This window comes from Streptomyces sp. NPDC047002 (assembly GCF_040704505.1).
Classification (GTDB): domain Bacteria; phylum Actinomycetota; class Actinomycetes; order Streptomycetales; family Streptomycetaceae; genus Streptomyces.
This window is the reverse complement of sequence record NZ_JBEYWC010000015.1, coordinates 87,417-99,685: the sequence shown is the minus strand read 5'-3', so window position 1 is coordinate 99,685 and position 12,269 is coordinate 87,417. Positions and strand designations below refer to the sequence as shown.

The following is a 12,269-nucleotide window of genomic DNA, read 5'->3' as shown; positions in this document are numbered from 1 at the left end:
CCTCAGACGATCGGGTCGTGGACGGTGACGAGCTTCGTGCCGTCGGGGAAGGTCGCCTCGACCTGCACGTCGCGGATCATCTCGGGGACCCCCTCCATGACGTCGGCGCGGGCCAGGACCGTACGGCCCGACGCCATCAGCTCGGCGACCGTGCGGCCGTCGCGCGCCCCTTCGAGCACGTGCGCCGTGATCAGCGCGACGGCCTCCGGGTGGTTGAGCCTGAGCCCGCGCTCCCTGCGGCGGGCCGCCACGTCGGCGGCGACATGGATGAGCAGGCGTTCCTGCTCGTGCGGGGTCAGTTGCACGGTGCACCTCACAGTCGTCGGTCCGCACGCTAGGACCGCGGTGTTACGCCTGCGTTAACCGGCGTGCGGGCGCAGGATGGGGGCATGCAGACCTTCCTGCCGTGGCCCGGCTTCGCCCGCAGCGCCGCCGCCCTCGACCCGCGCAGGCTCGGCAAGCAGCGCGTGGAGGCGCTGCAGGTGCTGCGCGGGCTGACCGTGCCAGGCTACGGCTGGCGCCACCACCCGGCCGTCCGGATGTGGACGGGCTACGAGGAGGCGCTCGTCCGGTACGGATGGGAGATGTGCCGCGCCTGGAGCGAGGGCGGGCGCGGCGACACCTGCGCGGCCACCCTCGGCGCCGACTTCACGGCGTATCGCCCGGGCGCGCCGGTGCGGGCGGAGGACGAGCTGGCCCGCGCGGGGGAGCTGCCGCCCTGGTTCGGCGACGGGGCGTTCCACCTCAGCCACCGCTCGGCGCTCGTCACCAAGGACCCGGTGTACTACGGGCCCCTCTTCCCCGGCGTGCCCGCCGGGCTGCCGTACGTCTGGCCGCCCTCCGACCGGGCGGCCTGAGCCGACTTCACCCGACCGGAGCAGTTCGGGGCGCGCGGCGAGGGGCACACGCTCCCTGCACGGCTCGGCAGTGACGACCGGCTCGGGGCGAGCACGCCGTGCAGCGGGGCGGGGCGAGCACCGGTGCTGGAGCCGGTGCCCGCCCTCACCTGTGCCGCCGCGCGCCGCGGCGGTCAGGACGCCCGTGCGGATCGGCTCAGCCGCACCCGGCGGTGGGGCGAGGTGCTCGCCGTGTAGCGCGCGTCGCCCCCATAGACCGCGGTGACGGTCGCCGTGCCGCGCACGCCAGGCGGTTTCAGCCAGAGCGTCAGCACGCCCCTCTGCGCGGCCGTCAGGGTGACCCTGGTGGCCGTGGAAGCGCCCGCCGCCCGCGCGGTCACGGTCACCGTGCCGCCGGGGTACGCGCCGCCCCTGCGGCCGCCGACCGTGACGGTGACCCGCTGGAATGCGCCGTGCCCTGCCCCTGCCTTCGCCAGGGTGAGCGCCGTCGACGTGGCCGCCTTGCCCACCACGAGCCGCTGTGCGGCGGTCCCGCTCGGCCCGACGGCGTCCGTGCCCTCGTACCGCGCGGCGATCGTGTACGAGCCGACGGGCAGGGCGGCGGGGAGCGTGAACGAGCCCCTGCCCCCGGCCCCCACCCTCGCCGGCAGGGTGCCCGCGCCGTAGTCGACGCGGACCGTGCCGCGCCCGGCGCCCGCCACGGAGAAGACCCCGGAGACCGCCTTCCCGTAGCGGGTGGAGCGTGCGGACAGGGCGAAGGCGAGCGCGCTCCTGTTCTTGGCGAGGGCCAGCTGCACCGGCGCGGACGCGGAGGGCGCCGCGGTGGCCGTGCCCCCGAACCGCGCCGTCAGGGCGTGCGTCCCCGCGCGCAACCCTGCCCTGACCTTGAGCGAGGCGGTGCCGTGCCTGGTCCTCGCCGTGCCGAGCACGGCGGGGGTGCCGGGGCCGGTGGCATCGGTGAAGGCGACCGTGCCGCCGTCGGTGCCCGCGCCGGAGACCCGGGCCGTGAGGGTGAAGGACCGGCCGGCCCGCGGAGCGGCGGGAGCCAGGGCGAGCGTCGTGGCCGTCGGGGCCAGGACGGCGACGTCCGCACGCTCCGTGAAGCCCGAGCCCGCGCCGACCGCCGTGACCGCGGTGGGCCCCGGCGTCTGCCCCGCAGGCACCGTGGCGGCCAGCGCCACCGCACCGTCGGCGCCCGCGAGGGCGCTGCCGAGCAGTGTCCCGCCCAGGGTGAACGCCACGCTCTCGCCGTCCCTGAAGCCCGAGCCGCGCAGGGCGACCGAGGCGCCGGGCGCCGGGGCCGCGCCGGCGACGGCGAGGGTGCCGGGGTGGGAGAGCGCCGTGTGCTCGGCGCAGGCGTCGCCCTGGACCCCCACGGGCGGCACCGCCGCCGCGCCGCCGGTGACGCCGTCGTCCTCCCGTACGGACACGGTCCCGAAGTCCCCCGCGCCCAGGACGGCCTCGGTCGGGTCGGAGACGCCGAGCTTGTACGAGGTGCTCGGCGCCGCGCCCGCCTCGGTGTCGCCCGTGACCGGGATGTCGACGTCCTTGCAGGTTTCGCCGGGGGCGAAGTCGACCTTCTGGAGGGCGAGTCCGACCTTGCCCGTCGCCGAGCCGACGACGGTGAGATACGCGGAGACATGCGTGGCGCTCGGCCGGGAGAGGTAGACGGCGACCTGGTCGGTGCCGGGCCCCGCGCCCTCCTCCGCCGCGGTGGACGCCACGTTCACCGCGGGCCTGGGGTGCGCGTCGGGCGTGCCGGGGCCCTTGGTGTCGAAGACCAGGTCCGACAGGTAGACGCCGCCCGCCGCCGGTTCGCCGGCGCCGGGCGCCGCGGTGAACGCCACGCTCGTCACCCGGGTCAGGTCGAGCCCTGCGGCGGCCAGCTCCACGGTGGGGACGTGCACCTGCTGGAGCACTATCTTGCCGAGCTTGGTGGAGGCGCTCGCGGGCATCCGCGTCACGCCCCAGGGGTTGAGGGCGGAGACGGGACTGCTCCAGCGGTGGCCCGCGGCGTCCGCCACGCTGAGCGTCATGTCGGTCCCGGTGGCCACGCTCTCGTCGGGCGACATGGAGACCGTCATCTCGTCGTACGCCGAGACGTTCCGCTCGGCCGTCGGCAGCGTGACGCTCAACGACCCTGTCGGTCCTGTCCACTTGAGATGCGTCATGATGTTGAGCGGCACGTTCGGCGCGAGCGGGGCGGGCGTCCAGTAGGGCAGCTGCTGGTTGGTGAGCGTCGAGCCGGGGTCCGTGCAGTCCGGATACGGCTCCGGCACGGTGCGGCCGTACTTGTCGGCGCAGACCGTCGCGGTGGCCGCGGCCGTGGTGCCGATCAGCGGGCTCGTGGCCTTGAAGGACGTGATGTCGTCGCGCAGCGGCGCCGGCTGCTGCGCCACCGTGCGCACGTCGGCGAAGCCCGAGACGGACGGCGGCTCCTTGCCCGAGCCGTCGAAGAGGGAGTCGAAGCGGTGCTGCCCGCCGAGCGTCGACTCGAAGTACCCGGCGATGTAGGCCGAGCCGACCTGGTACTGCTCCTGCGCGCTGAGCCGGGTGTTGCCGCCGGAGGCGAGCGCCTTGGCGCTGGTGCCGCAGACCGGGTCGTCCGTGTCCGACCAGTCGTCCGAGGCGCCCGGATAGGGCGGAGTCCACGACGAGTTGTAGAAGTCGTGGTCCGTGCCCATCACCCAGACGTCGGAGCGCTGTACGGCGTCGGCGAACGCGTCGCGCGAGTCCGCGTAGAAGTGCTGGCCCTGCTGGTCGGAGACGTCGCCGTCGCAGTACGGCAGCAGCGTCGTCGTCTGCACGTCGGGCAGCGTGGCGCGGGTGAAGTCGATCGGGGCGAGCGCGAAGACCGACGTGATGTGCCAGGGCTTCGCCAGGCCCTCGTTGAGCGCGCCCGCGGTCACGACGCCCTCGCCGCCGCGCGAGTGCCCCATCAGGCCGATCGAGGAGAAGTCCATGGAGCCGACGAGGGAGGCCGCGGTCGCCGTGCCGCGCGGAGAGGTGGCGCGGCCCGCGGCGAGGGCCTGGCCGAGCGTCACGTCGCGGCCGGTGGCCGCGTCGTGGTAGCTGACGGGATCGCCTGCGTTCGCCTTCTTCAGCATCGACAGCGTGTCGAGGACGAGCTGCCCGCGGGTGGCGGCGCCGTCGTCGGGGGAGAGCTGGTTGTCGTTGGCGTTGACGGCGTTCGCGGAGATCGACACGACGGTGAAGCCGTCCTTGGCGAGCGCCTCGCCCGCGCCGTCGTAGCCCGCGTAGCTGAGGATCGGCGCCGTGCCCTCGGGGCAGGGCCAGCCGCTCACACCCTTGAGGGTGGTGGTGTCGTAGCAGGCGCTGTGGCGGCCGTGCAGGAAGACCACGAGCGGGTGCGGCCTCTTGTCCGTGGGGAGGTAGACGCGCCCCTCCAGCTCGCCGCGTATGCCGCCGATGTCGGCGAGTGGCACGGACTGTGCGCCGAAGTCGTAGTCGGCCACGGTGTACGGGCCCGTGCCGGCGGTCGTCGGGTCGGCGGCCGTGTCCCCCGCGCCGCCCACGGTGTCGGGGGCCGTGCCGCCGGCGAGCTGCTTCCTCGCCTGCGCCGTGCCGCTCGCCGAGGGCACGGCGGCGGGGCCCGTCGCGGTGCTCGCGCCGCCGCTCGACCACTGCCAGGTGATCTTCTTCGCCGACGCTGCGGCCGGGTCCGTGGTGGCCGCTGTCAGGACCCTGCCGTCCGCCGACTCGGCGGCCGGGCCGAGCGGGGCGCCGTCGGCGACGAGCACGGGCACGTCGTTTCTGACGGGCAGCGGCCTGTCGAGGGTGAGCGAGACGGTGTAGCCGCCTGCCGCACGGGTCACGGTCCAGCCCGCGCCCGAGTCGACGACGGCGGACGCGGGGGTGTCCTGCCGGGGCGCCGCACCCGCGGGGGCGGCGGCGAGCGCGGGGGCGGCGAGCGCGAGCAGCGCGGCGAGCGCGAGGGCCAGGGGCCGTGCCCCCGTGCGGTGCCGCCGGGGACTGTCGGGGGAGTGGGCCCCGGAGGGGGTCGGGTGCTGGGCGGCGCGGCGGGCGGCGGATGCCGCGCTGCCGGGTCTCTTCGGTCTCGGTGCTCTCACCGTGTTCGACCTCGCTTTCGAAGGTACGCGGGTGAAAGGTTGACACCGAAACCACATGGAACTCGCGGGGAAACCCACTTGTTCGCGCCAATTGACCGCGGTGTAACGGTGCGGGTGACGAACCATCACAAGACGCCGCACGGAGGCACCGCACGGCGGGGTCCTGTGCGCGCCGCACTGCCCGCGCCTCAGGCGGCCGCGCCGCCGTCCGCGGCGTGGGCGGGCGGCGTGCGCTCGCCGAGCTCGCGGCCGCCGGGGTGCCGGTGCCGCCAGATCCAGAAGACCGCGGTCGAAGGCACCGCCCACAGCAGCAGCACCAGATAGGGGAAGACGTGCTGCGCGTCCTTGAAGTACACCGCGGTGTGCTGCGCGTTGACGGAGGCGCCGGGCGGCAGCCACTGGCCGATCCTCCCCAGCACCGAGGGCAGCAGCGGCCAGGACACCGCGCCGCCCGACGACGGGTTGCCGAGCAGCACCATCAGCCCCCACGTCGGCAGCAGCGCCCACCGCCCGAACAGCGTGTTGAACATGGTGAAGACCATCGCAGACGTGAACATCGTCAGCGCCAGGATCAGCCAGGACTGCACGAACGGCAGGCGCAGCGCACCCAGCCACCAGTCCACCACCGCGGCGATGGTGAACCCGCCGAGCAGGGAGTTGGCGGCGATCGCGAGCACCCGCTCGAACGGCAGCAGCCGCCGCGCGTTCACACTCAGCTGGATCGCGCCGACGAAGCCGAGGATGACGGAGGCCAGCGTGATGTAGAAGAGGGCGAGCCCGCGCGGATCGCCCTTCTGGAGCGGCTTCAGGTCGCCGAGCTCCAGCGGCACGCGCGCGGCCCTCGCCGCCTTCGGCGCCGCGGACGCCAGCACCTGGGCCACCGACTGGCCGGCCGCGCTCGCCACGTCGAGGCGTACCGCGGTCCGACCGCCCGCGGTGCGGAAGTCGACCACGGCGAACACCCGCTGCTCCTCCACCGCGTGCCGGGCCGCCGCGCGGCTCGGATAGGCGTGCAGGACGAGCGAGGTGGCGAGGGCCTTCTCGAGGCCGTCGGTGAACGCCGCGGCCGAGGGCGCTGCCGCGTCCCCGACGACGGCCGCGGGGATGCGGCGGGGCGTCGGGTTCGCCATGTTGTACGTGTACGAGCCGGCGAAGAGACCCGCGCCCGCGGCCACGATCACCAGGATGACCACAGCGGGGAGGAACGGCGAGGCACGGAACGCCCGCCACCTCTCCCGGGGCCCCCGCGCCCTGCCGTGCCCGCCGTGGCGCCCGCCCGCGGCCTGCGCCTCTCGGAGCCCCTCCTGGCGCGCGCCGCTCGGGCGGCGCGGGATGTCGTCGTCGTGGTCAGCGGCCATGCGGCACACCGTAAGGCCGATATGTCAGAGTACGGGGTAAATGCCGCACCGGCCGGGCCGGGATGCCCGGCGCGGCCGAACCGGGAACATGGCAGGATCACCCGACATGACGGCAGGCATACCGAAACCCCAGGTCGACACCGGGCGCCCGCACCCGGCACGGGTCTACGACCACCTGTTGGGCGGTAAGGACCACTATCTCGTCGACAGCCGGGTGGCGGAGCAGCTGCCGCCCGAGGCGGCGAACGGTGCCCGGCACAACCGGGCCTTCATGACCAGGGCGGTCGCCCACCTGGCACGGCAGGGGATCGACCAGTTCCTCGACATCGGCACCGGCATCCCCACCGCGCCCAACCTCCACCAGGTGGTGCAGGGGATCAACCCACGGGCCCGGATCGTCTACACGGACAACGACCCCATCGTGCTGCGGCACGCGGAGGCGCTGCTGATCAGCACCCCTGAGGGCGGCACCGACTACATCGAGGCCGATGTGCGAGAACCGGGGCGCATCCTCTCCCACGCGCGCGACTTCCTCGACTTCGACAGGCCCCTCGCCCTGTCGCTGGTCGCGCTGATGCACTTCATCCCCGAAGAACAGGACCCGTACGGGATCGTCGCCACCCTGGTGGACGCCCTGCCGTCGGGCAGCTGCCTCGTGCTGTCCAACGCCGGTTCCGACGTGCTGCCGGAGATCGCGGCGAAGGTCACGGGCGAGTACGCGCGCGGCGGCATCCGCCTCGCGTTCCGCACCCGGGCCGAGGTGGCCAGGTTCTTCGACGGCCTCGAACTGATCGGCCCAGGACTCACCACGGCGCACGAGTGGAGCGCGGACGGCCCCGCGCCCGAGGCCGCGATGAACAGCGGCATGCACGCGGGCGTCGCCCGCGTGCCGTAGGCAGGGCGGCCGCCGCCCCAAGTAGCCCGCCGCGCAGGGGAGTCGGCGGGCTCCGGCGGCCGGCCGGGGGAGCGGGCACCACGCCGGTGGAACCGTGTGGCCGGATCCCGCCCTCGGGCTACGATGCGGACATGTCTCGACTTCAGACACTCGATGCGGCCCGGGTGGTCGACCACGCGATGGAGGTCTTCTGGACCAGGGGGTACGAGGGCACCTCCGTCGACGACCTGGCCCATCAGCTCGGTGTCGGGCCCGAGGACCTGCACGAGGTCTACGGCGACAAGCACGGCCTCTTCCTGCGCGCCCTCGAGCGGTACCGCGACGCGCAGGCGCGCTCGCTCGCGCCCGCGCTCCTCTCCGAGGGCCTGGTGCTGCCCCGCATCCGCGCGATCATGCTCGGCTACCTCCAGCTCGCCGCCGAGGAGGCCGAGCCGAGGGGCTGCCTCATCGCCAACACGGCCGGCGAGGTCCTGCCGGGCGACCCGGCGGTCGCCGACTGCCTCGCCGAGGTCCTCTCCGTGGTGGAGGACGGCTTCCTCCAGGGCCTCCAGCACGCCGTCGACCACGGTGAACTCCCCGAGGGCCTCGACCTCGCCGGGAACGCCGCGATGCTCACCATGCTCCTCCAGGGCCTCCAGGTGCTGGTGAAGCTCGACCCCGACCCGCTGCGCCTGACCCCCGCAGTGGACGCGGCGCTCGCCGGGCTCGACGCCCTGAGCCGGGGCACCGCGCCCGTGCCCGCACCCCGCTGACGGGCCCCGCGCCGCGTACCACTGACGGGCCCCGCGCCGCGTACCGCGCGATTCAGGAGACGGGGACGCCTAGGGGACGCCGGAGGGGGAACACCGCAGGGAGGAAGATCGCCACCGCCCGCGCTCCACCGAGCCGGCGGCCCGGCACACACCGACCGGGCGGGGCGCCACCGCCACCCGCCCCGGGCGCCCGCGCGGTCTTTGCCGGACAAGATCCGGTCGACGGGGCCGTACGCCAGGCAGCGCCCGGACGGCGCCCCGCCGCCGACACGACGAGAGGACAACAGCTGTGGTGGACCGCCGGCCCGCGGCAGCGGGCACCCGCGCCGACGAGGCGCCCGACCCGAACCGCTGGCGCGCCCTCGCCGTCTGCCTGGTCGCCGGGTTCATGACCCTGCTCGACGTGTCGATCGTCAACGTGGCACTGCCCTCGATCCGCACCGGGCTGCACACCCCCGAGTCCGACCTCCAGTGGGTGGTCTCCGGCTACGCGCTCGCCTTCGGCCTCTTCCTCATCCCGGCCGGCCGCCTCGGCGACGCACGCGGGCGCCGCCTGGTCTTCATCGTCGGCCTTGTCCTCTTCACCCTCTCCTCAGCGGCCTGCGGCCTCGCCCAGAACAGCCTCTGGCTGGTGATCGCGCGGCTCGTGCAGGGCGTCGCGGGCGGCATGGTCTCCCCCCAGATCTCCGCCCTGATCCAGCAGATGTTCAAGGGCCGCGAGCGGGGCACGGCCTTCGGCGCGTTCGGCACGGTCGTCGGCATCTCCACCGCGGTCGGCCCCCTCCTCGGCGGTCTGCTCATCCAGGCGGCAGGGCCCACCGAGGGCTGGCGCTGGGTGTTCTACGTCAACCTGCCCATCGGCGTGGTGTGCGTGGTGCTCGCCAGGATGCTGCTGCCCGACACCCCGTCCGCCGGCCGGGTCCGCCTGCGCGACCTCGACCCGGTCGGCGTGCTGCTGCTCGGCGCGGGCGTCTGCGCCCTGCTGCTGCCCTTCGTCGAGGAGCAGCAGTGGAAGGGCGGCGGCAAGTATCTGCTGGTGCTCGTGGCGGCGGCGCTCCTCGCGGCGTTCGTGGCCTGGGAGGCCCGCTGCCCGGGGCGCGGCGTCCAGCCGGTGGTGCGGCTCTCCCTCTTCCGCATCCGGTCCTTCTGGCTCGGCAGCTCGCTGATCCTGCTGTACTTCGCGGGCTTCACCTCCATCTTCTTCATCAGCACGCTCTACCTGCAGAGCGGGCTGCGCTACTCGGCGCTCCTCGCGGGCCTCGCCATCACGCCCTTCGCCATGGGCTCAGGCCTCGCGGCGGGCATCGGCGGCAGGCTGGTCGGCCGTTTCGGCAGGCCTCTGGTGGCCGTGGGCCTCGCCATGGTGGCCGTCGGGCTCGCCGGCACCGCGCTCGCGGTCCACCAGGTCGGCGGGCGCGGCGTCGGCTGGGCGATGGCGGCCCCGCTGCTGTTCGCCGGGCTCGGCAGCGGCCTGGTCATCGCGCCCAACCAGACCCTCACGCTCTCCGAGGTCCCCGTGGACACGGCGGGCAGCGCGGGCGGCACCCTCCAGACCGGCCAGCGGGTCGGCTCGGCCGTCGGTATCGCCGCCGTCGGCTCGGTCTTCTTCGCCCAGGTCGGCGGCGACGGCTGGCGCACCGCCTACGACCACGGCCTGATCGTCTCCGTGGCGTTCGTCGCCGCTGCGCTGGTCGTCGCTCTGGTCGACCTCCTCACCGTCCGCCGCGCCTCCTCCGCCTGACAGCGGCCGGCCACCGGCCGTGCCCCGCCGCTCGCGGTGCGTGGCCGCGGCTGCTGCGTACCTCCGCCGTTGGTGGAAAGGTGGGGAGGGAGACCTCAGGAGGGACCACGGTGATGGCGGCGAGCGACAGGACAGGACAGGAGACGGACGGCGGCGCGGCAGCGCCGCAGGGCGAGGGCAACAGCGCGTACGGCAGGAAGCCCTTCAAGCGCTCCCGCAGCCACTTCGCCGACCGGATCACCGCCGACGGCCGGGACGGCTGGCCCGTCGAGGCGGGGCGCTACCGCCTCGTCGTCAGCCGTGCCTGCCCCTGGGCGAGCCGGGCGCTGATCTCGCGCAGGCTGCTCGGCCTCGAAGACGCCCTTTCCCTCGCCGTGGCCGACCCGGTCCAGGACGACCGGAGCTGGCGCTTCACCCTCGACCCCGGGGGCCGCGACCCGGTGCTCGGCATCCGCTACCTCGCCGAGGCGTACGACGCCCGCGAGACCGGCTACCCGGGCGGGGTGAGCGTGCCCGCGATCGTCGACGTACCGACCGGGCGGCTCGTCACCAACGACTACCAGCGCATCACCCTCGACTTCGCCACCGAATGGCGCGGCCTGCACCGCCCCGGTGCGCCCGACCTCTGTCCGCAGGCGCTGCGCGACGAGATGGACGAGGTGATGGAGGGCATCTACCGGGACGTCAACAACGGCGTCTACCGTGCCGGGTTCGCCACCACCCAGGCCGACTACGAGGAGGCCTGCCGCGCCGTCTTCACCCGGCTCGCGGCCGTGTCCAAGCGCCTCGCGGGCCGCCGCTACCTGATGGGGGACACCATCACCGAGGCCGACATCCGCCTCTTCACCACCCTCGTACGGTTCGACCCGGTGTACCACGGCCACTTCAAGTGCAATCTCCACAAGCTCACCGAGGACCCGGTCCTGTGGGCCTACGCGCGCGACCTGTACCAGACGCCCGGCTTCGGCGACACCGTCGACTTCGACCACATCAAGCGCCACTACCACCAGGTGCACACGGGGGTGAACCCGACCGGCATCGTGCCCCTCGGACCCGACCTGTCGGGCTGGCTGACCGCGCACCACCGCGAGGAGTTCGGGGGCCGCCCCTTCGGCGAGGGCACCCCGCCCGGACCCGTACGGGCGGACGAGGAGGTCGCCGCCGCCGGCCGCCCCTGAGCCCCGCCGGTTCGCGAACGCGCCGCCGCGCGGTCAGGCCGGGCGCGGCGGCCTGCGCAGGACGTACAGCCCCACGCACACGGCGAGGACGACCACGCACGCGGCGAAGATCAGCCCCGCGTCCCGCAGCCCCGTCGCGAGGCTCAGCGCGCCCACCCCCACGACCGGGAGCGAGATGCCCAGGTAGGCGACGACGAAGAACGACGAGACCGTGCCGCCGCGGTGCTCGGCCGGCGCGGCGGCGCTCAGCGCGCCGACCGCAGCGCGGAACGACAGGCCCTGTCCGAGGCCGCCGCACACCGCGCCCGCCACCAGCAGCGGCAGCGACTCCCAGTAGAGCCCGGAGGCCACCAGCAGCAGCCCGGCCACCAGCACGAAACAGCCGCCGGGCAGGGTGCGCCGCGCACCGATACGGTCCGTCAGGGACTGCCCCGCCACCGAGGCGAGGAACACCGAGAACACCACGGCGCCCGCCGTCGCGAGGTTGTGCTCGTGCAGCGTCTCGGCGAGGAAGCTCGGCGCGACCGCCGTGAAGAGGCCGAGCAGCGCGAACCCGGCGAAGCCCGCCACCGCCGCGGGCGCGAACACCCCCCGCACCTCGGGCGGGACCGTGAGCCCCTGCGGCCGCAGCCGCGGCGCCCGCCGCTCCCGTACCGTCTCCGGCAGCCCCCACAGCAGCAGGGCCGCGACCACGATCAGCCCCAGGTCCACCAGGAACGGCAGCGTCAGCGGCGACGGCGCGTACTGCGCGAGCAGCCCGGCCACCAGCGGCCCGCAGCCGAGGCCGCCCATGTTGGCGGCGGTCGCGGCGAACCCGGCCCGCCGCGCGTCCGCACGCGGCGCCACCTCCATCACGGTGACCGTCGCCGCGCCGCTGAACAGACCGGCGGAGAAGCCGGAGAGCAGCCGGCCCACGAGCAGGACGGGCAGCCCGCCCTCGAACAGGAAGCAGAGCGCGCTCGCCGCCGACAGGACGAGGGCGCACAGCAGGACCGGCCTGCGCCCCGCCTGGTCGGAGAAGTTGCCCGCGAGCAGCAGGACCGCGATCACGCCCACCGCGTAGACCGCGAAGACGACCGTCACCACGAACTCCGAGAAGCCGAGCTCCTCGCGGTACAGCCCGTACAGCGGCGTCGGGAGGGTCGTGCCGAGCATGCCGATGGCGAACACCAGCGCCGCCGCGGGGTAGCCCAGTCGGAGACGCGCACGGGAAGGATCACTCATGCGGCACACAGTACGAGGGCCTGAGCTCCGCGCGGCGCACCGGCCCGCGCCGCCGCCGCACACCGTACGCGGCCCCGTGGGACCGTGCCTGACGGGGGCGCACGGCCCGGAGTAAGCTGTCGCGGCGTCTCGTCGCGGGACGCCGGCGCTGTGTGCCCCCGGCGCCCGACTGC

The 12,269-nt window shown here is 74.5% G+C and carries 9 protein-coding genes; 5 read left to right on the top strand and 4 right to left on the bottom strand.

Annotation, left to right across the window (positions count from 1 at the left end; genetic code table 11):
• Positions 1–2: 2 nt before the first annotated feature.
• Positions 3–305, bottom strand: a complete 303-nt coding sequence (locus AB0910_RS16585) for an urease subunit gamma (protein ID WP_345648960.1) — start codon at positions 303–305, stop codon at positions 3–5.
• Between the two features lie 84 nt (positions 306–389).
• Here AB0910_RS16585 and AB0910_RS16580 point away from each other — a divergent pair, with 84 nt between their 5' ends.
• On the top strand, positions 390–857 hold the full coding sequence (locus AB0910_RS16580; RefSeq protein ID WP_366745307.1) for an MSMEG_6728 family protein: 468 nt from the start codon (positions 390–392) through the stop codon (positions 855–857).
• Positions 858–1,030: 173 nt separating this feature from the next.
• Here the strand turns inward: AB0910_RS16580 and AB0910_RS16575 are convergent, their stop codons facing one another.
• Positions 1,031–4,948: an Ig-like domain-containing protein gene (locus AB0910_RS16575; protein ID WP_366745306.1), complete on the bottom strand. Its 3,918-nt coding sequence runs from the start codon at positions 4,946–4,948 to the stop codon at positions 1,031–1,033.
• A 188-nt stretch (positions 4,949–5,136) separates the two neighbouring features.
• Positions 5,137–6,306: an ABC transporter permease gene (locus AB0910_RS16570; RefSeq protein WP_366745305.1), complete on the bottom strand. Its 1,170-nt coding sequence runs from the start codon at positions 6,304–6,306 to the stop codon at positions 5,137–5,139.
• A gap of 106 nt (positions 6,307–6,412) precedes the next feature.
• Between AB0910_RS16570 and AB0910_RS16565 the strand changes: the two genes are divergently transcribed.
• From AB0910_RS16565 to AB0910_RS16550, 4 genes are all read left to right on the top strand, one after another.
• Positions 6,413–7,201: an SAM-dependent methyltransferase gene (locus AB0910_RS16565; protein WP_366745304.1), complete on the top strand. Its 789-nt coding sequence runs from the start codon at positions 6,413–6,415 to the stop codon at positions 7,199–7,201.
• 131 nt (positions 7,202–7,332) lie between these two features.
• The gene (locus tag AB0910_RS16560) at positions 7,333–7,953 is read left to right on the top strand and encodes a TetR/AcrR family transcriptional regulator (RefSeq protein ID WP_366745303.1); all 621 of its coding nucleotides are present in this window, start codon (positions 7,333–7,335) and stop codon (positions 7,951–7,953) included.
• A gap of 289 nt (positions 7,954–8,242) precedes the next feature.
• A complete protein-coding gene (locus AB0910_RS16555; protein WP_366745302.1) occupies positions 8,243–9,694 on the top strand; it encodes an MFS transporter in 1,452 nt (483 codons plus the stop codon).
• A gap of 113 nt (positions 9,695–9,807) precedes the next feature.
• The gene (locus AB0910_RS16550) at positions 9,808–10,872 is read left to right on the top strand and encodes a glutathione S-transferase C-terminal domain-containing protein (RefSeq protein WP_366745301.1); all 1,065 of its coding nucleotides are present in this window, start codon (positions 9,808–9,810) and stop codon (positions 10,870–10,872) included.
• A gap of 33 nt (positions 10,873–10,905) precedes the next feature.
• On the opposite strand, the gene AB0910_RS16545 is transcribed toward AB0910_RS16550, so the two are convergent.
• Entirely contained in the window at positions 10,906–12,096 is a 1,191-nt protein-coding gene (locus AB0910_RS16545; protein ID WP_366745300.1) for an MFS transporter, read from the bottom strand.
• Between the last annotated feature and the right edge of the window lie 173 nt (positions 12,097–12,269).